Source organism: Terrisphaera buseokensis, assembly GCF_047521145.2.
GTDB lineage: Bacteria > Verrucomicrobiota > Verrucomicrobiia > Opitutales > Opitutaceae > ER46.
This window is the reverse complement of record NZ_CM134186.1, coordinates 2,634,197-2,655,324: the sequence shown is the minus strand read 5'-3', so window position 1 is coordinate 2,655,324 and position 21,128 is coordinate 2,634,197. Positions and strand designations below refer to the sequence as shown.

Genomic DNA, 21,128 nt, shown 5'->3' with positions numbered 1-21,128 from the left:
GCCCGGCGAGCGTGGGGAGTGAAATCGCGGGACATTGATCCGCATCAAGGCCCGTCGGTCGAGTGGTTGATACACTGCGTCGTGACCGAACGACCGTCCGCCACCATGAAAGCGTCCTTCCTCCCGTGCCTCTCCCTGCTGATCGCCGTGACCGGCCCGCTCGCCGCCGCCGATTCGCTCGGCAGCGCGCTTGAAAACGGCACGGTCTCGCTCAACACGCGGCTGCGTTACGAGGGCGTGGAGCAGACCGGCCTGCGCTCGGCCGATGCGCTCACGCTGCGCACGCGGCTCGGCTTCACCACGGCACCGTGGCTGGGCTTCAAGGCGATGGCCGAGGGGGAAAATATCGTGGCCGCCGACGGCGACGCCTACAGTCAGTCCGGGTTGAACGCCGCGGGCACCGGTCGCGCGGTTGTGGGCGACCCGGAGACGACGGAAGTCAACCAGCTGTTCATCGCCTACACGACCGGCCAGACGAGCGCCACGCTCGGCCGCCAGCGCCTCGTGCTCGACAACGCGCGCTTCATCGGCGACGTCGGCTGGCGGCAAAACATGCAGACGTTCGATGCCGTTGTGCTGCAGGACAAATCCCTCGCGAAGACGACGCTCACCTATGGCTATCTCGATCAGATCAACCGCGTGTTCAGCCGGCGGCATCCGCAGGGCCGGTGGAAGTCCGATTCGCACGTGGTGAACGCGAATTACACCGGCTTCGCCGCCGGCACGCTCGCCGTCTACGGCTACTGGCTCGACTTCAAGCACGCCGCGGCGAACTCGTGCGCCACGTACGGTATCAGCTTTTCGGGCACGCAGGCGGTTTCGCCCGACGTGAAGGTCCTGTACCGCGCCGAAGCCGCCACCCAGCGCGATCACGGCTCGAGCCCGCTCGACTACCGCGCATCCTATGTCACGGCTTTCGCCGGCCTCGGTTTCAAGCCCGGCACAATCACGGTCGGCTACGAGCAACTCGGCTCGGACCACAACGTCGGCTTCAAGACGCCGCTCGCCACGCTTCACGCCGTGAATGGCTGGGCCGATCTCTTTCTCACCACGCCGGCGTCCGGCCTCGAGGAAACGTTCGTGAAGGCGACCGCCAGCCTGCCGGCGGCGCTCGCGGTGGCCGCCTCGTATCATTGGTTCCAGAGCAACGTCGGCAGCACGAAATTTGGCGGGGAGTTCGACGCCCAGCTCACCCGCAAGTTCGGGAAGTTCGTCACCGGCATGCTCAAGTTCGCCAACTTCCGCCGCGACCGTCTCGCTTTTCCGAACGTGCAAAAGGTCTGGGCCCAGGTTGAAGTCACTTACTAGGGAACCACCCCGACATCCATGGTACCTTTCTTCCACGGCGGCTCCCGCTGATGAAAATCCCCCTCTCGCGCCCCAAGCTTCTGCTTTTGTTGGCCACGGCTTCAGTGGCGGGACTTTTCGCGGGGCTGGGCACCTACACGTTTACCTTCGCCCACGGCCTGTCGTATTTTTCGAACGACCCGCGCGCGTGCATGAACTGCCACATCATGCGCGAGCAGTTCGACGGCTGGCAGAAGTCGCCGCACCACGCCGTCGCCTCCTGCAACGACTGTCACACGCCGCACAGCTTTTTCGCGAAGTATCTCAGCAAGGCGGAGAACGGCTTCTGGCACTCGAAGGGCTTCACGCTCCAGGATTTTCACGAGCCGATCATGATTCGGCCGAAGAACGTGGCGGTGCTCCAGCAGAACTGCGTCGGCTGCCACCAGCAGGTCGTCGATGGCATCAATACTCATCCCGGCAATCCGCAGAAGATGCTCGATTGCCTCCACTGTCACCGCGAGGTCGGCCACGGTCCGGTCCGATAAGCGGGCAACGCCCAACCGCCGCTCCACTCCCGCCACGTTTCGTCGCTCCCTTTTCCGCCATGAAATCCGCTCCCTCCTACCGTCGCGCCGGCAATCGCGGTGTCGCACTCTGGGTGTTTGTCGCGCTCCTCACCGGCACCGCCGTCGCAGCGTTTCTCATGCTGCTGCTCTACCAGAACGTGGTGACGCGGAAGGCCGAGGCGACCAAGGATGTGTTTCGCGTCGTCGAGGTCAGCGACCAGACAATCGATCCCGCGATCTGGGGCAAAAATTATCCGCGCCAGTACGACAGCTACAAGCGCACCGTTGACACCGAGCGCACGAGTCATGGCGGCAGCGAGGCGTTCCAGCACCTCGACGCCGATCCGGCGTGGCGCCGCATTTTCGCCGGCTACGCGTTTGGCGTCGATTATCGCGAGGAGCGCGGCCACGCCTACATGCTCCAGGATCAGAGGGAGACGGAGCGCGTCACGAACTTCAAACAGCCCGGCGCCTGCCTTCAATGCCACGCCTCTACCGTGAACCTGTATCTTAATGAAGGCCTCAAGGCCGGCGTGCCGCCGGGCAAGGCCAACTGGGAGGCGCAGATGCAGAAGGGCTTCGAGATCGTCTGCAAGATGCCGTACTCCGAAGCCGTGAAGGTGGTCGAGCACCCGGTGTCGTGCATCGACTGTCACGACGCCGAGAACATGAACCTCCGCGTCAACCGTCCGGGCTTCCTCAACGGCATCCGGGCCCTCGCCCGCTCCGATTATCCCACGCCCCATCTGCCCAGCATCGAGCGCTGGCGCCGCGAGGGCCGCAAGGGGCAGTATGAACCGAATGGAGACGCCACGCGCCAGGAGATGCGCTCGATGGTCTGCGCCCAGTGCCACGTGGAGTACTACTTCAAGGGCGAGGGCAAGGTCGTGACCTATCCGTGGGAAAAGGGCCTGAAGGTCGAACAGATCGAAGCCTACTACAACGAAGTCGGCCACACCGACTGGAAGCACAAGGAGTCAGGGGCCAGCGTGCTCAAGGCGCAGCATCCCGAGTTCGAAATGTGGAGCCAGGGCATTCACGCCCGCAGCGGCGTGTCCTGCGCCGACTGCCACATGCCTTACGTGCGCGAGGGTGCAATCAAGGTGAGCAACCATCACGTCCGTTCGCCGCTGCTGAATGTCTCTCAGGCCTGCCAGACCTGCCACCGCATTCCGGAAAAGGAAATCACCGCCCGCGCCCTGCTCGTGCAGGATCGCAACGCCGCGCTGTTGACGCGCGGCGAAAAGGCCGTGGTCGGCCTGATTGACGCGGTGGTCGCGGCGCAAAAGACCGGCGCCACCGATGCCCAGCTCAAGGCCGCGCGCGATTTCCAGCGGCAGGCGCAGTGGCGGCTCGATTTCGTGGCCGCGGAAAACTCCATGGGCTTCCACGCGCCGCAGGAAGCGGCCCGCATCCTCGCCGAAGCCATCGACTACGCCCGCCAGGGCGAACTGGCCGTCGCCCGCGACGTGAAGCCCGCCGCCGCAAAGCCGTAGACGAAGCGCGTCCCGCCAGATCCTGGCAACTCAAGGCGCGGCAAGCGCCGCCGGCTATTTCCCGGCGGCTGGTGCTACCGTGCGTTCGGCGCCGTAGGTCTTCACCAGATACTCGACGATCGGCGCGACCGCCGCATCGGGAATCGGCGCCCCGAACGTCTTCTGCATCTTCGTCACGGTCGCCTGCCAGTACGGCCGCGCCGACACCGGCTGGTAGCGCATGTACTCGGTGGAGTGACAGGTGTAGCAGAACGTCTGCGCAAGGGTGTATCCGGGCAATGGAGACTCCAGCAGCCGGGTCTTCTCCTCCGGCAGCTTGATGTCCAACGCCCCCAGGAGCGGCAGGCCGGCAAGCAGCGGGAACAGGCAGGCAAGGCGGCGGGACTTCATACGGCCTCCACGTTGACGGTTTCGACGACGTTGCGCATATAGCCGGCGGGATTCCACAACGGTTCGAGCGGCTGGGATTCACCGAGCCGGTTGAGCGCGCGGGCCATCAGCGTGAGCGGGCCGCGTTGCGCGGGCGTCACGCCAATCCGCCATTCCCGGAAAGAGTACCGCCCAAGATCCTCGCCCAGCTCTGCGACGCGCCAGGAACGTCCGCCATCGCTCGAGAACGCGACCTCGCGCAATCCGCGCCCGCTGTCGAACGCGATGCCCCGTACCATCGTCTCGCGACCGACGGGCAGCTTCGCCTGGTCGGTCACGCTCGTGATGAACGAGCGGATTGTGAGCCGATCGATCGGTTCCGTGCGTTTCGGCGCGGTGCCGGGCTCGATGACGCGCCCGGGCGTGGCCGGTGTGCGATACGCCGAGGCCATCCAGAAGCCAGTGTAGACGCTGTCGAGCACCTCGATGTCATTCACGTGCTTCACCCAATACGTGCCGTAGTAGCCGGGCACCACGAGCCGCAACGGGTAACCGTTCAACATCGGCAGGTCGGCGCCGTTCATCGCCCAGGCGAGCATCACGTCGCCATCCAGCGCGTGATCGACATCGAGCGCCTTGACGTAATCCGGCGTCGTTTCGAGCGGAGGTCGATCGAGGCCGTTGAAAGCCACCTGCCGCGCTTCCTTCGCGAGGCCGGCCTTCTCCAGCACCGTGCGGAGCGGCACGCCGGTCCAGCGCGCGTTGCCCATGGCGCCATGGGAAAGCTGACCGCCATTCACGCGCGGTTTGAAATAGCCGCGGCTGTTGCCCGAGCACTGGTTCACCGCCACGACGTCAACGGGCGGTCCCATTTTCTTGAGATCGTCGAGGGAAAGTTCCAGCGCCGTCGCGACCTTGCCGCGCACCCGCACGCGAAAGGTCGCGGGATCGACCGAAGTCGGGATGTCGCTCAAATGATAACGGACGAAGAAGGCGTCGTTCGGCGTGAGCACGCCTTCGTTGAAGACGGCAAAGGGCGTTTCGAGCTGCGGCGGCCGGCTCGTCAGGCAGATGAGCGGCCGCTTCTGGGGAAACGTCACAAGCTCGCGTTCGCCATTTTCAAAGGGCAGCACGACGCGACCGTCGGCGCCGAGCAATCGGGGACCGAGACCGCCGCCCACGGCGCCGGCGGCCAGCAAACCAGACGCCTGAAGAAACGTCCGGCGGTTCATGCGATCGACGGGGCGGGCACTGAATCGGCTCATGCGGGCTTCACGCTGGAGTCGCGACGAACAAGCGCAAGTGCCGTTCGCCTCCATCGGCGCAGGCAGATCCCTTTCTAATCGCGCTTATTTTATCCCGGCGCGGGATTGCCAACCGCTGCGGCAGTAACCAAAAGGTTACCCACCACTCCAAACCATGTCGCTCCCCTCCCCGACCCGCCGCACTTTCCTCAAGACCCTCGGCGCCGCCAGCGTGGCGGCTCCCTTCATCGCCCGCAGTCTGCGGGCCGCGACGCCGAGCGGCGTCCTGCGGCACGCGAGCTTCGGCTCCGCCGGCATGGCGTGGGCCGACATCCAGGCGATCACCAGCAATCCGTTCGTGAAGCTGGTCGCGGTGGCCGAGGTGGACCTGAACCGGATCAAGCCGCTGAAGGAGGCGTTCCCCGACGTGAAAGTTTATCAGGACTGGCGTCAGCTGCTGGAGAAGGAAGGCCGCAACATCGACTCGGTGAACGTCTCGACGCCCGATCACATGCACGCCCCGATCGCCATGTCGGCGATGCAGCTCGGCAAACACGTCTACTGCCAGAAGCCGCTCGCGCACGACATCTATGAGACGCGCATGCTCACGAACTACGCGCGCGAGAAGAAGCTCGTCACGCAGATGGGCATCCAAATCCATTCGTACAAGGTGTACCGTCAGGCCGTCGCCGTCGTACAGAGCGGCGCGATCGGCAAGGTGAAGGAAGTCCACACCTGGAGTAACAAGAAGTGGGGCGACCTCGGCCAGCCGCCGCAGAAGACCGATCCCGTGCCGCAGGGTCTCGACTGGGATCTGTGGCTGGGTGGCTGCGCGCCGCGTCCGTACGTGACCGGCTATTATCACCCGGGCAACTGGCGCAAGCGGCTCGATTTCGGCACCGGCACATTCGGCGACATGGGTTGCCACATCTTCGATCCCGTGTTCGAAGCGCTCGCGTTGACGTCGCCGCTGTCGCTCCGGTCCGAAGGTCCGGCACCCGACGCGTGGAACTGGTCGATCAATGCCAACATCCGTTACGTTTTCCCCGGCACGAAGTACACCGAGGGCAAGACCGTCGCCGTGACCTGGTACGATGGCGACGCGCGGCCGCCGGCGGACATTCGCGCGCTGATCGAGTCGCCCGCGACGATCGACGCCGCGAAGGAAAAGGCGTCGAAGCGCAAGGGGGAACCCGACAACCAGGGTTCGATCATCATCGGCACCGCGGGCGTGCTGCACATCCCGCACGTGGCGGCGCCGAAGCTGTATCCAGTCGCCAAGTTCAAAGACTACGTGCTGCCCACGGCCGAGCAGGGCCACCACTGGAGCCTGTGGGCGGAGGCCTGCATGAAGGGTGGCACGCCGGGCGCGTCGTTCGACTATTCCGGCCCGCTCACCGAAGCCGTGCTGCTGGGCAGCGTGGCCGTGCGCTTCCCGCAGAAGACGCTCGCGTGGGATGCCGCCAAGCTTCAATTCGAAAACGAGCAGTCGGCGAACCAGTACGTGCGGCGCAGCTACCGCAAGGGCTGGGAAGTCGCGGGGCTGTAGGCGCGAACCCGGAAACCGGATACCGGAAACCGCGGCCCGCGGAATTCGGTTTTGGGTCTCCGGCGTTTCTCCTGGAGTTGCGCGGAGTGACTGCGGGTGGTCCGCGGCGAGGGCCAACGGAGTCGTCTCCGCCCTACTCGCGCTCGCCCCAGACGGCGGGTACCTTGAAATCGTCGGCGCGCGGCGCCTGTTTCGACGGCACCGCGGCGCGCGCGTAACCGTCGAGGCGGGCCCGCAGTTCCTTTACGCGCGCCGGTTCACTGCCGGCGAGATTGGTCTTCTCGTACGGATCGAGCTTCAGGTTGAAGAGCTCGACGTTCGCACCGTCGGCACCCTGGCCTGATTTCTTGCCGGCCTTCTTGCCCGCCTTGCCGTTGCCCTCGCCCGGACCGCCGTCGACGTCGGAGTACTGGCCGCCCACAACCAGCTTCCAGTCCCCGGCTCGCACCGCGCCGCCGAGCGGCGTGATGTTAAGCAGGATGTCCTCGTGCGGCGACGCCGCACCCTGCGTGATCGCGGCCCAGGCATCGCGTCCGTCGAGCGGAAGTTTTTGCGGTGACGACACGCCCGCGAGCCGCAGCAGCGTCGGGTACCAGTCGACGATGTGCAGCGGCGCGGAAACAATCGCACCGGGTTTGATTTTTCCCGGCCACACCGCGACCGCTGGCACGCGCACGCCGCCTTCGTAAACCGTGCCCTTGCCGGACCGCAGCGGGCCGTTGCTCGTGACGACGCCCGGAGCCGGCCCGCCATTGTCGGAGCAAAACACGATCAGCGTGTTCTCGCGCAGACCTTTCTTCTCGAGGGCGTCGACGATGCGGCCAATCCCCTCGTCCATCGCCGCCAGCATGCCGGCATAGAGCCGGCGGTTGCCCTTCAGATTTCCATACGGCGCGAGATAACGTTCCGGCACTTGGAAGGGCGAATGCACGGCGTTGAACGGCACGTAGAGAAAGAGCGGCTTCGCCGCGTCGTGACCGCCGATCAGGCGCGCGGCCTCGTTGGCAATCAGATCCGTCGCGTAGCCTTCCTCGCGGGCAACCTTGTCGTCGCGGTGCCAGTCAAAGCCTCCGTCGCGCTCGTGGGTGTTGTAATCGAGGGCGCCGTTGTAGTGCCCATACTGGTGATCGAAACCGCGCCGCGTGGGCAGATACGCCGGCTCGAAATGACCGAGGTGCCACTTGCCGGTGATCGCGGTCACGTAGCCCGCCTCCTTCAGCGCCTGCGGCAGCGTGCGCTCCTCGAGCGGCAGCCCGTAGCGGGCCCACGGCCGCACGACCCCCACGTGCAAGCCGTGCCGAATCGGATAACGCCCCGTCATGAACGCGGCCCGCGTCGGCGAACACACGGGCTGCACATAGAACTGATCGAGCCGCGCGCCCGCCGCCGCGAGACGATCAATCTGCGGCGTCTTGATCTCGCCGCCGTGAAATCCGACATCACCCCAGCCCAAGTCGTCCGCCAGAATAAAAACAACGTGAGGCCGCGGGGCAGACGCATTTGTTGCCGCCAGCGCGGTCGTCGCCGCCAGCGCCAGCACGGTCAGGAAAAAACGCAGCCCGAAGAAAAATGAAATTCGCATGGGGATTTTCATTGAGTGAGTGGAGTGCGGCCGCCAACGCAAGGATCGCTCAATCGCCGCTCAAGGCGACACGCCCACCTACGTGTTTTCACGGGATCAGATTCAATTGCCTGAGGACATCTCCTCATACATAATTCAAGAAATGGATGTGCCGGAAACAATCCTAGACCTGCTGCGGGACGATACTTACGTCGCACGGTGTCGGGAGTTGGCACTGGGGCAACTGGTCACATTGGAAAAGGAACACGCCGGCCAGCGACGACTGGCCTCACCCTTGCCGGCACCTGGGGGCACGCAGGGTTTCGAGACGTTTTGGGAAAGCGAATTGGCGGTGGGCAAAAACAGCGTCGCTGCGTGGGAGGCCCGCCTCGCGCGTCTCGATCGGTTTGGTCATTGGCTGCAACGCCGGATTCAATCCGGACTCGGCACGCATCTCGACCTCACGAACTCCGACTACCAACGCTGCGCGCGCATCCAGCGGCTGTTGAACGAATGGGAGTTCTGCCTCCGGCGCCTGTTGCGCGAGGCGATCAGTCAATTCCTGCGCGAGGCAGAGGCTCTGCGACAGGCGGCCGCGGCCCCCGGCGCGAGCCCCGCAACCTGCGCGACGAGCATGAGCCTCCTTCGCGAAGCGGCGGTGCGCCTCGAAGAACGCGACGGCCAGCTGGCGCAGATCTCGTCCGCGATTAACGGATACGCGCACGGCACCACCGGCCGCGAGGTGCGGCTGCCCGCGATGCCCAACTTTCGCCGCGTCGTCTGGGTTGACTGGATTTCCGTGAATCCCCTCGACCTCGTCGTGGAGGAATTGAAGCGCGTCGAACTCCCCCTGCACACGTTCGTCGAAGTGGGCCTGGAGGCCGCGCTCCTGCGTTCCCAGGCAAGCCGGAGCTGGTGCACGCGCCGCATGGTGGAAATCCTCCAGGACTACTGGCAGCAGCTGCGTCCGCGGATCACCCTCCCGCTGCTCGACAAGGACAGCGTCGACGCCGTCCTGTCGAGTCTCACCCAGCGCTACGCGAGCACGATGACACCTTCGCGGCCCGGGGAAACCTACAATCCGTTTTTTGTGCGCCCTTGATTGCGTCCGCCGACTCCATTCCGGGAGCGCAGGACACCGGCCTGCATCCGCGGTCGTTTCGGAGGGTCGCCGGCACCCACTTCCTTACCATCCGCATCAACGCGGGGCGTCGCCGATTCCCACTTCCGGGCCCAATTGGCGCCGGCGCTGCCGCATTTTTGACACCAATCAACGTTGCCCGCCGCACACTCTGCCGGAATGTTGGTGCGATTTCTGCAGTTGATCACATTCCGAACTTCCAATCATGGGCACCACCGCGGCTTCCACGACTCTCGCCAACACCGGCGAACATGACTCTCAACTGATTGCCTATCTCAATCTCAAGCTGCGGGAGATCAACCAGCCCGGCGTCGCCGCCCCGTCCGCCGCCGACGGCCTCGCCCCGCTCGTCGATCACTTTCTGGCTCTGAGTCGGGAAAAGGACCGCGCCCTCGCCCGCCACCTGTGTCCCGTCGACCAGCGCATCCAGGATTTCATCAACCGTCACGTCGGAGCCGCCCCGCGCACGCCAGCTGACGGCGAGATTCCGCACCTGCCCGCCCTCACCCTCGTGCTCGATCGGCCGGAACTGGCGCGCGTGCTGTCGCTCCCGCCCGACGCCGACCGTCACCAGAGCGACATCCTCGCCTCTCATCGGGTGCGTCAGGGCGTGCTGCATAATCCGCGCAGCGACCGCCGGACCACGCAGGGAATTTTCCATGTGGCGGATGTCGGCGTGCCCGTTCCCGACGACAAGAAAGCCGTGCCACCGGAGGTCTTCGGCCGGCTGCTGCAACGCGCGCTGACTCCGCCGACCGCGTTGATGCAACTGCCGTTCACCGCCACGGCGCCGAAGCCGGCCGCGTGTTTTGTGTCGCTCCATTTGCGGCCCGTGGTGTGCCCCGAGGTCCCGGGCTTCACGCCGCAACGCGCGATGGAAACCCGTTTCTTCGTGCCGGGTTCGCTGGTGGCGAATCTCGATTTCATCGAGCGCATTTTTGGCAACGCCGGCGACCCGCACCTGCCGGAAAACGATGCCGCGCTCGATCCCGAGCACTGGACCGGCCACACCGGCTGCGTCATCCTGGCCACGCATCTGAATACGTTCACCAAGCGTGAACTCGGTCTGCCGGCGTGGGACGACGCCACGCCCCGCCAGCGCCGCGACGGCATGTGCTGGAAGAATCCGGCCGAGCTCTACAACGACGGCGTCGCCTTCAAGCTGACCGCCCGCGACACGCACGGCGTGATCGTCACGCTGATTTCCGACAACTACTTCGGCTACTGCAAAAAGGACGTGAAGGCGCAGATCAGCTTTGCGGCCAACCTGCTCGGCCAGTGCGAGGAGGAACACGCCGGCGGCGCGATTGTGTTTCCGAGCTACGACCTCGGCGAGGATTTCCAGCTCAGCAAGCATCTCGCCATCGTCGATCACACCTTCGAGGAAGCCCTCGCGCAGCTCGGTGATCGCGCGGAACCGCAGCCCGGCGGCTGGGCGCGCGACCGGCTGTACCCGGATGTCTGTTACGTGCCCCAGGATGCCTTCTTCGCCCTGCGCGAGCAGACAATCACTTGGACCGACGCGGGCGGCCAGGCGCAGTCGATTCGATTGGTGCCACGTCACACCTACCTGCTGCCGTCCGGCTACAAGGTCGAGATGGTGAAACCCGACGACGGTCGCCGCTGGCGGTTGCGCGGCACCACGGCCGAAGGCGTGCTGTGTCACAAGCCGTGCACGGTGTCCGGCGGCGGCAAGTCCGAGATTTCCAAGTCGATCGCCGACGCGATCTTCACGGCGCCGAACTTCGTCAGCGATCTCGCCACCGACTTCGACGCGATCGACGCGATCCTGAAACGTGAATACGGCCAGCGTTTCCGCGATCCCGCGCGCAACAAGCCGCAGGGCCGGCCGCTGCTCAGTTCCGAGCGCTCGCTGGGCTCGGTCGTGAAGCTGCTCAGCCGCGGCGACGACTACACCGACGAGTACAACACCTGGCTCGGCACCATCCCGCGCTACATCCTCGACCTCGTGCTGCTGATCAAGCGCGTCTACAAGCCGGAATGGGGCGCGGATTGGCGCCGGCATTTCACCGTCGACACGATCAACGGCCGGCCGGGCAACGAGCTGAAGTTCCACCGTGAAAAGGCCATGACGCACTTCCTGCGCGTCGGCTTCACGCCCGACGGCGGCTGGCGGACGTTCAGCCTGCGCAAGGACTTTCATCCCGCGGTGAAGATCCAGGCCGAAGACGACATCACCGCCTCGATCGTCGTTCCCGCGCGCGCACTGAAGGGTCTCGCGAAATCCGCGGCCGGCGCGAAGGGCGACGGCTCGTTGAAGTTCGTGCACAACTGCGAGGCGGCGCTCTTCCAGCGGCCGGACGAGGCGATTCACCGCGGCTACGACAAACGCACCGAGCGTGATTTTTCGCGGCCGGGAAATTTCTTCTCCAACTACGAACCGCTGACGCGCGCGATGGCGTGGACGATCGTGGACGACGCCATCGGCTTCGATGCGTTCACCGATCCGGTGTGCACGTTGTTCCGCGAGTTCTGCTCGGCCGACCGTCCGAGCTTCCTCGCCTCGCCCGCCCACCCGCGCATCGTTGACGGCAAGCCCTCGAAAAACCCGCGCTATCTCCAGCTGCGGCCCGATCTCGAGGATCCGCGCACGACGTATCTCGCGCAGGTCGGCGCCCAGCTTTACCGCCGCGTGCCAGCGGGCGCGACGGCGCTCTTCCCCGTGGGCGCCGTGCTCGCGGGCCGCCGGCTCAATCCGCCGGAGCCGGGCGTGAAGCCGATGTGCGTCTTCGGTCCGTTGCATTACCAGGAACTGCCCGAGGCGTTCATGGATTTCATCGCGAGCCTGACCGGTAAATCGCCGTCCACCACCGGCGCGGGTTCCGAGGGTGCGATGACGAAGGGGCCGTTCAACGCCCTGCCCCCGATCCACGATCTCAACGCCGCGTTTGTCTCCTACGTGCTGACGAATCTCCCGGTGTTTTCGTCCGCCGCCGGCTGGGTCGGTCCGCGCTGCCGCGTCGATCACGACATCAGCCTGCTTGTACCCGAAATCTGGGCACGCATGTCGCCGGAGGAACGCACGCCGCACTATCTGATCGAGAACGGCTACCTCGAGCGCTGCACCGACTGGGTCCACGAGGGCAAGCCGGTGCTCGCCAGCCGGCTGGGCTGGCGCGTGACCTCGCGTTTCGTGCAGACCTTCTGCGGGCGCGTCCTCGGAAACCCGAGCACGCTGTTCGACGAGGAGTTACTGCGGCCCGAGTTGCAGGACGCCGGGGTGTTCGCGACTGGCATGAGCAACATTGTGCAGGCGATGCGGACGGCCGCCGAAAGTTATTTCGCCGACGGTTCGATCGCGCATGCGGTGCCGCCGTTGCAGGCCTTGCTCCACATCATGCGCGACGGCACGTGGCAGGATCGCACGGCCGCCGATCCCGCGGTGCGCGCGCTCTTCACCCGCGAAACCATGCTCGGCAGCGAGTGGTATCGCGACCGGCTTGCGGCGCAACAGCGCCGCGACATCGCCCAGCGGGACCGGCAAGTGGCTTACCTGGAAAACTTCCTCGCGCGCCCGAACTACTCCGACCTCGCGACCGGGCTGGGCATCCGTGAAAAACTTACCGCCGCTCGCGCCGCCGCTGCCGCCGCCCGCGACCCCGGCTATCCCAAGCAGCTCGTCGGCACCCTCGGCGTCGATCCCGCGCTCGTCGAGTAGTCCCATCGCGAGCCGGTTCGCGTCTCCGCCTCCGTCCATGCGCGTCGGCGGGGCGGGTTCCCCGCAAGGGGACCGGCGCGTCCGCGGCTGTTTTTTTCGACGACAAAAAACGCGTCATTGCCACGCGCCAGACCCGCGTTTTGTGTGGCCGGGATGATCTCCCACCCCCGCCCTTCCCGGCGTCGCGCGCTCGCACTCGCCGTTCTCATCGTGGCTTCTCCGGCGGTTGCCCCAGCCCAGGCACCCAAAGGTCCGCCACCCGCCAAAGCCGCCCAAGCCCAAATCGATCCGCCCGAGCCGTTCATCCCCACGGCGATGTTTGCGGTGCCCGATGACCTCGAGGTCAAGTTGTGGGCCCGCACTCCGCTCTTCCGCAATCCGTCCAACATCGACATCGACGCCCAGGGCCGCATCTGGGTCGCGGAGGCCTACAACTACCGCCGCCACGCCGGCAAGGATCCGGCCGGTGATCGCATCATGGTCATCGAGGACACCAACGGCGACGGCGTCGCCGACAAGAGCAGCGTCTTCGTCCAGGAAGAAAGCCTGCTCGCGCCCCTCGGCGTGGCAGTCATCGACAACAAGATCATCGTCTCCTGCGCGCCCGATTTGATCGTCTACACCGACGTCAATCGCGACGGCAAATTCGATCCCGCGATCGACAAGCGTGAAGTCCTGCTCACCGGTTTCGACGGCCGCAATCACGACCACTCGCTCCACTCCGTCACCTTCGGCCCCGACGGCAAATGGTACTTCAACCACGGCAACGCCGGCGCGAAATTCACTGATCGCTCGGGCCGCACGTTCCGCAACGGCAGTCACTACGATCCAGGCAAGAGCGGTGGCGGCATTCCCCAGAATGACCAGCGCCCGCCCGAATACGCCGGTCAGAAGAGCGACGACGGTCACGTCTACGTGGGCGGCACGGCGTTCCGCATGGATGCCGACGGCAAGAACGTCGAGGCGATCGGCTTCAATTTCCGCAATTCGTACGAGCAGACCGTGACGTCGTTCGGCGATGTGTTTCACAACGACAACGACGATCCGCCCGCCGCCCGCACGTCCTACCTGCAGGAATACGGCAATCTCGGCTTCAATTCGCGCGACGGCGTGCGCAGCTGGAACGCCGACAAGCGTCCCGGCCAGACCACCCAAATCGCCGAATGGCGGCAGGACGATCCCGGCACAGTTCCCGCCGGCGATGTCTACGGCAACGGTGCCCCGACCGGCATCGTCACCTATGAGGGCGACGCCCTCGGTGCCAAGTGGCGCGGCGTGCTGCTGAGCTGCGAAACCTCGCGCAATGTTGTCTTCGGTTACTTCCCGAAGGCCGAAGGCGCGGGCTACAAGCTCGATCGCTTTCCGTTTCTCACCACGAATAAGAACGAGGAATTCGGCGGCATCGATTCGCAACGCGGCAAACTCCGCGCCGATGATTTGAAAACGTGGTTCCGGCCGTCCGACGTCGCCGTCGGTCCCGATGGCGCGATCTACGTCGCCGACTGGTTCGATCCCCGCACCGGTGGCCACGCCGCGCTCGACAGCAGCTTCGCCGGCGCCATCTACCGCATCACGCCGAAAGGAAAGAAGCTCACGACGCCCAAGATCGATCTGAGCACGACCGAGGGCCAGATCGCCGCGCTCAAGAATCCCGCGGTCAACGTGCGCGCGTTGGGCTTCATGAAACTGAAGGAAGCGGGCGCGTCCTCGGTGAACCCGGTCGCCGCCTTGCTCAAGGACAGCAATCCGTACGTTCGCGGTCGCGCCGTGTTCCTGTTGGCCCAGCTCGGAAGCCAGGGTCTCGCCAAGACCGAGGAACAACTGCGCAACTCCGACCCGCTGATGCGCATCGCCGCCTTCCGCGCACTGCGTCGCGTCAACCACCGCGTCCTCGAAAACGCCCGCGTCCTCGCCAACGATTCCTCGCCGGCCGTTCGCCGTGATGTGGCCATCGCCATGCGCGACGTCCCGCTCGACGGCTCCCGCGAAATCCTGCTCGCGATCGCCAAGGGCTATGACGGCAAGGACCGCGCCTATCTCGAAGCCTGGGGCACCGGCTGCACCGGCAAGGAAGCTGCCATGTACACTGCGCTCGCCGCCACAGCCCCCGGACAGGACGCCGCGAAATGGCCGGCCAGCTACGCGAACTTGATCTGGCGCCTGACGCCGGTCGGCGCCGAAACCGCCTTCGCCGCCCGCGCCAACGCCACGTCACTCACGGAGAAGGATCGCATCGCCGCCGTCACGGCGCTCGGCTTCATTCCGACCAAGGCCTCCGCCTTCGCCCTCGTCGACACGGCCCAGAAGGCCGGCGGCGCGGTCAAGGATCACGCGATGTGGTGGCTGCTCAACTACAAGGACCTTCGCTGGAAGGACGCCGGCATCGACGCGGTGCTGAAGGAACGCGGCCTCTATGATCCCGCGACAGTGAGCGTCACCCCGAGCGTCGTGCCGGAACCCGAGGCCACCAAATTGCCGGCCGCTTCCGAAATCGCCAAACTCAAGGGCGACGTCGCGAAGGGCGCGGCCAGCGCACAGGCCTGCCTCCTCTGCCACAGCATCGGCGGCAAGGGCAACGACTACGGTCCCGCGTTGAATGGCTTCGGCAAGGCGCAGACCGCCGAGGTGGTCATCAATGCCATCATCAATCCGTCAGCCGACATCTCGCACGGCTTCGACGGCATGCAGCTCAACCTGAAGGATGGCGGCCAGGTGCATGGCATCGTGCTCAGCAACGGCGATCCGATCATCATCAAGTCCATGGGCGGCCTCACCCAGATGATTCCGTCGAGCAAGGTGCGCAACCGGATGCCGCTCGGCCGCTCGCTCATGCTGAGCGCCGAACAGCTCGGGCTGACCGCGCAGGACGTCGCGAACATCGCGGCTTACCTGAAGACGCAATAAGCGGCGGTCCGTCGCTTCATTTCACGCCAAGGGCGGGTCGCAAGACCCGCCCTTTTTATTGCCTCAATCGCTGGTGGGGAGAAATCGGGCGCGCCTCAACGATGTTTCAACCTAATACCAATAGCCGTTAATGTTTAGACTATACAAGCAGGTCACTTTGGCGTAGTCCGGGGCATGGCGAGAACTCTACCGAAGCTGGGTGAGGAAGTGGTGGCGCAGATTGAGGCGGCGTGGACGCAGTCCCAGCCGGACTGGGCGCGGCGGCGCCTGCTGGTGGTGCGGCTGATCGCGCAGCACGAACTGACGGTGGCGGAGATCATGAAGATTGCGGATGTGTCGCGGCAGACGGTGTTCACGTATCGGGACAAGGTCGTCGCCGGCGGCGTGGCCGCTCTGCTGCAGCGGGGCAAGGCGCCGGGAAACCGGCCGGCCGTGCGTGGGGCCGTGCAAACCGAGTTCCTGGAACGGTTGGCCGCCGGGCAGTTCCGACGCGCGAAGGACGCCCAAGCTTGGATTAAGAAGCGCACCCGCAAAACCCTCAGTGAGAGCGGTGCCCTCAAGGTGCTGCGCCGGTTGGGCGGAAGGCTCAAAGTGCCTCGCAAGAGCCACGCGAAAAAGGATCCCGCCAAAGCCGCGGCCTTCAAAGCCGAACTGCCCCTGAAACTGGAAACGCTCGCCGGTCCGGCCGCGCGCACCGGACAACCGGTGCGGTTGTGGGTGCTCGATGAGCACCGCTATGGCTTGTTGCCCGTGATCCGTCGGGTCTGGGGCCAACGCGGGGTCCGCGTGCACGCCCCATATGCGACGCGTTATCAGTGGGGCTACCTCCACGAGGCGCTGGAAGTCGATGGCGCCAACCGCCTGGAACTACTGTTCACCCCGTGCATCGACCAAGACGTGCATGCGCTGTTTCTACAACAGCTCGGCGCCACGGATCCGGCGGCGTTGCATGTCGTGATCCAAGACCAGGCCGGCTTCCACCTGCCAGTCGCGGATCCGCGGTTGCCCAAGAACGTCCGACTGCTGCCCCTGCCGCCCTACAGCCCAGAACTCAACCCGGTCGAGAAACTCGGTGACCTCGTGAAGGACCGAATCTGCAATCGGCTCTATCCGAGCCTGCGCCGCCTCGAAGATCACCTGCTCGCCGCGCTGCGACCATGGCGCACCGAGCGCGCCCGCGTCGCGGAGTTGATCGGCCACGGCTGGCTCTTCGACGGCGTAAACGCTGGCGCGCCAACCTAAAGTCTAATTAATAACGGCGATTGGTATAACTTCCGCAGTTGGAATTGAACTAAAAAGTCACAGAGGCCACGGAGAAATCCGCCGAAGGAAATTATGTCTGGCCAAATGAATTCACCCTCGTGGTAAGACCGGTTTACTTCCGTTTCGTTGTCTCATCCTCCGTGCCGTTTGTGCTTTGTGGTTTGATAGGCTTCTTGGGCGCGCACGAGGCGCGCCCGCAGTTACACGCGTTCACTGCGGCGGCCGGCGCCGCGTCCACGCGGACAACAGCACGGCACTGAGGGCCGTCATCGCCGCCGCGGATTGCGGGGTGGAACCGCTTCGCGGACGGACTCGCGTGGCGCTATGTGGTCGCGGCGTCGCAACGCCCGTTTTTGTCCGCCGCGCGGGAAAATCCACGGGCTTCATGTCGCTTTGCGCTGATGGATCGCGAGCGAGTTGCCATCCGGATCCAGCACGATCGCCATGCGGCAAACGCCGCTATCCATCGGTTCGAGCGCGAACCGAATCTGTGCCGCCCGCAGCGCCTGCACGCTGGCGTCGAAATCCTCGACCTCGAACGCCAGCGACGGTCCGTCGGCCGACGGCTTCCACTTTTCCGCGGCCATGTTGGAGATCGCGAGGGTGGCGGGACCGACGTCGTACTCGATCCAGTGCCGGCCATCGTGTTCGTAGCGCACGGTCGAGACGAGGTGCAGGACTCCTTCGTAAAAAGCCCGCGCGCGGGCGATGTCAGTCACAGGGTAGCCGGTGAAGGCGATTTCTTTGATGCGAATCATGGTGGAACAGGTGCTGGTCCGCACCGTAGCACGCCCGCGTGACAGCCTTATGTCAGGAGCGGCCTATGACCCAAAACTCCCCGCGCACTCGACGAGTTCCCTGTACGCGGGGTGCCCTCACCCCGCACGTCCGGGAGCGCAGGCGTCACGTCTGCTTTGACTCGATGCCGATACGAGGCCGGCGCTTCCGGGTCACGCCGCGTTAGCGCAATGCCGTCGCCGTCTCCTGGTGGAGCGCCGCGACCGCGGCCGCTTCGGCCCGCACGAGTTCGCGCAACTCCGGCGGCTCCACTGCCTCGGCCTTCGCGCCAAACGACAGAATCCAACGCGCCAGCCACTCGTGGGAATACGTGAACAGCGTGAACTCCGCGCCACCGTCGCGCACGCCATCCTCCACGAGCGTCGCATAGCTTTCACCGCGCGCCCGCGCCTGCACCTCCGCGGCAAACCACACCCGCGCCGGCAGCGTTTCACCGCGTTTCCTTTGCTCGTCCAGGTGACGCGCGAGTGAAAAGTCCGGGCGCGGCGGGATGCGTTCAGCGAGCAGATCGAGGGCGCGGATCCGATCCGTGCGAAAATGCCGCACGTCGCCGCGGAGCCGGCACCACGCGACGAGATACCAGCCGCCGCCGTAGAACACCACGCCGAGCGGCTCGACGTCGCGCCGCGTTTCCTCCTGCCGGCCACCCGCACGATACTGCAGCCGCAACACGCGCCGTTGCGCGACGCCACGCTGCACCGCGAGCAACCAGGGCTGCGCCGCCGGATCGGTCGGGACACTGCCGGCCCGGCCCATCACCACGGTCTGGCGCGCGAGCCGTTCGACGTGTTCCTGGCGGTCGCGCGGCAACACCGCCCGCAGCTTGTCCATCGCGGCACTCATCGGCCCGCTCAGCGAGGCGTCGGTGAACTCGCGCACCATCGCCCCGCCAACAAACAACGCGGACGCCTCATCCTCGGTCAGCATGACCGGAGGCAAATGATAGCTTTTCACCAGACTGTACCCGACGCCGGCCTCGCCGGTGATCGGCACGCCCGCCTCCCCGAGCGCCGCGATATCACGATAGATCGTGCGCACGCTCACCTCGAAATGCTCCGCCATGTCCTCGGCGCGGACCAGCCGCCGCCCCTGCAGGTGCATGACCATCGCCACGAGCCGATCGGTGCGGTTCATCTTACGCTCCCCGCCGCCACGGACCGGCGCTCGCATCCACGAGCGCCTCGCGGCGGAACAAGTTCTCTCCCGAACCCCTTACTTCGCCGCCGCGAGATTCGCCGCGACGCGATCCCACTTCACAACGTTCCAAAACGCCGTGATGTAGTCGGCCCGTCGGTTCTGGTACTTCAAATAGTAAGCGTGCTCCCATACGTCGAGACCGAGCAGCGGCGTCGCGCCTTCGGTGAGAGGCGAGTCTTGGTTGGCGGTCGAAGTGATGGCAAGTTTGCCGTCCTTCGCTACGAGCCACGCCCAGCCGCTGCCAAACCGCTTCGTCGCGGCATCCGCAAACTGGGTCTTGAACGCGTCGACGGAACCGAACGCTTTCGTCAGCGCCGTCGCGACGGGAGCCGTCGGCGCGCCGCCGCCGTTGGGCCCAATGACCTGCCAGAAGAAGGCGTGATTGAGATGGCCGCCGACATTGTTCCGCAGCGCCATGCGCACCGCCTCGGGCAGCGTGGCCAGATTCCGGACGATGTCCTCGGCCGACATTTTTTGCAGCGTCGGCTGAGCCGCCAGCGCGTTATTCGCATTCGTGATGTACGCCTGATGATGCTTCGAATGGTGAATCTCCATCGTCTTCGCATCGATATGCGGCTCGAGCGCGTCGTAGGCATATGCCAGCTTCGGCAAGGTGAACGGCTGGGGTGTGGCGCTGGCCGGCGCAGAGGCCGCGTGCAACCCGGTGGAGCCCACGGCTCCGAGTCCCAGCGCCGCCGCGCCGGCACCGAGGCTTTTCAACACCGTCCGACGCGAAACAGGTTCAGGGGAATTCATGGCCCGCAACGTAATGCGACCTGTGCCGCTGGCAAGCGGCGGATCACGTTGCCCCGCCGCCGAGTCGAATCCGCGGATCCAGCCACAGCAGCAGCAGATCGCTGCAGAGCGTGCCAACGACGCCCAGCAGGCTGAGCACCATCAGCAACGAGCCGGCGAGGTAAACGTCCTCCGCGACCAGCGCGTCGACCAGCGTCGGTCCCACCATCGGCAGACTCAGCACCATCGCGACGATCGCGCCGCCCGAAACGAGATGGGGAAACAATCCGCCCACGCTCGAGATGAAGGGGTTCAACGCGAGCCGCACCGGATACTTCAACAGCAGGCGCAGCGGCCGCACGCCCTTGGCGCGCGCGGTCGTGACGTACGGCTTCTTCAACTCGTCGAGCAGATTGGCCCGCATCACGCGAATCATGCCCGCGGACGCACCGAAACCCAGCACGAGCACCGGCAGCCAGAGGTGTTCGATCAGGTCGACAAATTTCGCCCAGGTCCAGCCGGGCATCGTGGCGAACTCCGGTGAAAAGAGACCGGCGATGCTCAGCCCGAACCAGCGGCGCGCGAGATACATCAGGACGAGCGCGAAGAGGAACGACGGCACCGACACGCCGAGAAAGCCGATGAACGTCAGCACGTAGTCGCCGGGCGAATACTGCCGGACGGCCGAGTAGATTCCCGTCGGCAGTGCGAACAACCACGTGAACAGCACGGTCGCCGCCGACACGACCACCGTGAGCACGATGCGATCGCCGAGCACTTCGCGCGCGGGCTTCTCGTGCTCCATCGAAATCCCGAGATTCCCCTGCAGCAATCCGGTGTCCTGCGGGTGAAAGCTCGTGAACCACGTGAAGCCCATCCAACGCGCGTAGCGTTTCCACATCGGCTCATCGAGGCGGAAGTTCTTCCGCAGATCCGCCGCGAGTTCCTCGCTCGCCGCCGTGCCTTCCATCTCGAGCCGCGCGACACGCATCTCCGCGAAATCACCCGGCGGCAGCTGCACGAGCGTGAACACGATCACCGAAACGACGAGCATCGTCGGCACCATGAGCATCAGGCGTCGTCCGATCAGCGGGTGACGGAGCGTCAGGAGCGCGCCACCGGCGACCAACGCCAGCGCCAGGAGCGAGCGCAGCGTCACGGTCAGCGCACTCGCGCCGCCTTCCGCGGCCTCGGCCGCCTCGAGCGAGCGCGGCCACGGCGTGACGGTCACGATCGCCTCCTTCGTCTGCGCCACAATCGCGGGATCTTCCACGGGCTTCTCCCAGAAATAGGTCTCGATGCCGGCGTTGCCCGGCGACTGAAAATTTGCGCCGAA

15 protein-coding genes are annotated in these 21,128 nt (G+C 65.4%); 8 read left to right on the top strand and 7 right to left on the bottom strand.

Features of this window, described 5'->3' with window-relative positions:
* Positions 1 to 105 precede the first annotated feature (105 nt).
* The 3 genes from ACLJEU_RS09680 to ACLJEU_RS09670 are packed head-to-tail and all read left to right on the top strand — an operon-like array spanning position 106 to position 3,352.
* Positions 106 to 1,308 carry a hypothetical protein gene (locus ACLJEU_RS09680; RefSeq protein ID WP_414664761.1) on the top strand — a complete coding sequence of 401 codons (1,203 nt, stop codon included), beginning with the start codon at positions 106 to 108 and terminating at the stop codon, positions 1,306 to 1,308.
* Positions 1,309 to 1,358: 50 nt separating this feature from the next.
* Positions 1,359 to 1,835: a cytochrome c nitrite reductase small subunit gene (gene nrfH, locus ACLJEU_RS09675; protein ID WP_414664760.1), complete on the top strand. Its 477-nt coding sequence runs from the start codon at positions 1,359 to 1,361 to the stop codon at positions 1,833 to 1,835.
* A gap of 59 nt (positions 1,836 to 1,894) precedes the next feature.
* Positions 1,895 to 3,352: an ammonia-forming cytochrome c nitrite reductase subunit c552 gene (locus ACLJEU_RS09670; protein ID WP_414664759.1), complete on the top strand. Its 1,458-nt coding sequence runs from the start codon at positions 1,895 to 1,897 to the stop codon at positions 3,350 to 3,352.
* Between the two features lie 54 nt (positions 3,353 to 3,406).
* Here the strand turns inward: ACLJEU_RS09670 and sorB are convergent, their stop codons facing one another.
* Complete coding sequence (gene sorB / locus ACLJEU_RS09665; protein WP_414664758.1) at positions 3,407 to 3,742, bottom strand: SorB family sulfite dehydrogenase c-type cytochrome subunit; 336 nt, start codon at positions 3,740 to 3,742, stop codon at positions 3,407 to 3,409.
* A complete protein-coding gene (sorA, locus tag ACLJEU_RS09660; RefSeq protein ID WP_414664757.1) occupies positions 3,739 to 4,986 on the bottom strand; it encodes a SorA family sulfite dehydrogenase catalytic subunit in 1,248 nt (415 codons plus the stop codon). Before sorA ends, sorB begins: the two co-directional genes overlap by 4 nt.
* Positions 4,987 to 5,140: 154 nt before the next feature.
* On the opposite strand from sorA, the gene ACLJEU_RS09655 reads away from it, so the two are divergent.
* Entirely contained in the window at positions 5,141 to 6,514 is a 1,374-nt protein-coding gene (locus tag ACLJEU_RS09655; protein WP_414664756.1) for a Gfo/Idh/MocA family protein, read from the top strand.
* Between the two features lie 133 nt (positions 6,515 to 6,647).
* On the opposite strand, the gene ACLJEU_RS09650 is transcribed toward ACLJEU_RS09655, so the two are convergent.
* The gene (locus ACLJEU_RS09650) at positions 6,648 to 8,096 is read right to left on the bottom strand and encodes an arylsulfatase B (protein WP_414664755.1); all 1,449 of its coding nucleotides are present in this window, start codon (positions 8,094 to 8,096) and stop codon (positions 6,648 to 6,650) included.
* Positions 8,097 to 8,370: 274 nt separating this feature from the next.
* Here ACLJEU_RS09650 and ACLJEU_RS09645 point away from each other — a divergent pair, with 274 nt between their 5' ends.
* The 4 genes from ACLJEU_RS09645 to ACLJEU_RS09630 all read left to right on the top strand — a co-directional run bounded on the left by ACLJEU_RS09645 (position 8,371) and on the right by ACLJEU_RS09630 (position 17,041).
* Positions 8,371 to 9,177, top strand: coding sequence for an enolase-like domain-containing protein (locus ACLJEU_RS09645; RefSeq protein WP_414664754.1), 807 nt, complete (start codon positions 8,371 to 8,373; stop codon positions 9,175 to 9,177).
* Between the two features lie 244 nt (positions 9,178 to 9,421).
* The gene (locus ACLJEU_RS09640; RefSeq protein ID WP_414664753.1) at positions 9,422 to 12,895 is read left to right on the top strand and encodes a hypothetical protein; all 3,474 of its coding nucleotides are present in this window, start codon (positions 9,422 to 9,424) and stop codon (positions 12,893 to 12,895) included.
* A 153-nt stretch (positions 12,896 to 13,048) separates the two neighbouring features.
* Entirely contained in the window at positions 13,049 to 15,799 is a 2,751-nt protein-coding gene (locus ACLJEU_RS09635; RefSeq protein WP_414664752.1) for a PVC-type heme-binding CxxCH protein, read from the top strand.
* A gap of 174 nt (positions 15,800 to 15,973) precedes the next feature.
* Positions 15,974 to 17,041, top strand: coding sequence for an IS630 family transposase (locus ACLJEU_RS09630; protein ID WP_414662396.1), 1,068 nt, complete (start codon positions 15,974 to 15,976; stop codon positions 17,039 to 17,041).
* Positions 17,042 to 17,445: 404 nt separating this feature from the next.
* Here the strand turns inward: ACLJEU_RS09630 and ACLJEU_RS09625 are convergent, their stop codons facing one another.
* From ACLJEU_RS09625 to ACLJEU_RS09610, 4 genes are all read right to left on the bottom strand, one after another.
* Positions 17,446 to 17,820, bottom strand: coding sequence for a VOC family protein (locus ACLJEU_RS09625; RefSeq protein ID WP_414662395.1), 375 nt, complete (start codon positions 17,818 to 17,820; stop codon positions 17,446 to 17,448).
* A gap of 202 nt (positions 17,821 to 18,022) precedes the next feature.
* Positions 18,023 to 18,994 (bottom strand): helix-turn-helix transcriptional regulator, encoded by a 972-nt coding sequence (locus ACLJEU_RS09620; protein WP_414662394.1) that lies wholly within the window; start codon positions 18,992 to 18,994, stop codon positions 18,023 to 18,025.
* A gap of 78 nt (positions 18,995 to 19,072) precedes the next feature.
* Entirely contained in the window at positions 19,073 to 19,813 is a 741-nt protein-coding gene (locus ACLJEU_RS09615) for a superoxide dismutase (RefSeq protein WP_414662393.1), read from the bottom strand.
* A 43-nt stretch (positions 19,814 to 19,856) separates the two neighbouring features.
* Entirely contained in the window at positions 19,857 to 20,864 is a 1,008-nt protein-coding gene (locus ACLJEU_RS09610) for an ABC transporter permease (RefSeq protein ID WP_414662630.1), read from the bottom strand.
* Between the last annotated feature and the right edge of the window lie 264 nt (positions 20,865 to 21,128).

What these genes read in the sequence shown, in the direction of transcription:
- ACLJEU_RS09655 (WP_414664756.1), top strand. Translation starts at nt 5,141, where the DNA reads ATGTCGCTCCCCTCCCCGACCCGCCGCACTTTCCTCAAGACCCTCGGC.
- ACLJEU_RS09620 (WP_414662394.1), bottom strand. Translation starts at nt 18,994, where the DNA reads ATGAACCGCACCGATCGGCTCGTGGCGATGGTCATGCACCTGCAGGGG.
- ACLJEU_RS09650 (WP_414664755.1), bottom strand. Translation starts at nt 8,096, where the DNA reads ATGCGAATTTCATTTTTCTTCGGGCTGCGTTTTTTCCTGACCGTGCTG.
- ACLJEU_RS09670 (WP_414664759.1), top strand. Translation starts at nt 1,895, where the DNA reads ATGAAATCCGCTCCCTCCTACCGTCGCGCCGGCAATCGCGGTGTCGCA.
- ACLJEU_RS09625 (WP_414662395.1), bottom strand. Translation starts at nt 17,820, where the DNA reads ATGATTCGCATCAAAGAAATCGCCTTCACCGGCTACCCTGTGACTGAC.
- sorB (WP_414664758.1), bottom strand. Translation starts at nt 3,742, where the DNA reads ATGAAGTCCCGCCGCCTTGCCTGCCTGTTCCCGCTGCTTGCCGGCCTG.
- ACLJEU_RS09630 (WP_414662396.1), top strand. Translation starts at nt 15,974, where the DNA reads ATGGCGAGAACTCTACCGAAGCTGGGTGAGGAAGTGGTGGCGCAGATT.
- ACLJEU_RS09680 (WP_414664761.1), top strand. Translation starts at nt 106, where the DNA reads ATGAAAGCGTCCTTCCTCCCGTGCCTCTCCCTGCTGATCGCCGTGACC.
- sorA (WP_414664757.1), bottom strand. Translation starts at nt 4,986, where the DNA reads ATGAGCCGATTCAGTGCCCGCCCCGTCGATCGCATGAACCGCCGGACG.
- ACLJEU_RS09615 (WP_414662393.1), bottom strand. Translation starts at nt 19,813, where the DNA reads ATGAATTCCCCTGAACCTGTTTCGCGTCGGACGGTGTTGAAAAGCCTC.
- ACLJEU_RS09610 (WP_414662630.1), bottom strand. Translation starts at nt 20,864, where the DNA reads ATGCTCATGGTGCCGACGATGCTCGTCGTTTCGGTGATCGTGTTCACG.
- ACLJEU_RS09640 (WP_414664753.1), top strand. Translation starts at nt 9,422, where the DNA reads ATGGGCACCACCGCGGCTTCCACGACTCTCGCCAACACCGGCGAACAT.
- nrfH (WP_414664760.1), top strand. Translation starts at nt 1,359, where the DNA reads ATGAAAATCCCCCTCTCGCGCCCCAAGCTTCTGCTTTTGTTGGCCACG.
- ACLJEU_RS09635 (WP_414664752.1), top strand. Translation starts at nt 13,049, where the DNA reads ATGATCTCCCACCCCCGCCCTTCCCGGCGTCGCGCGCTCGCACTCGCC.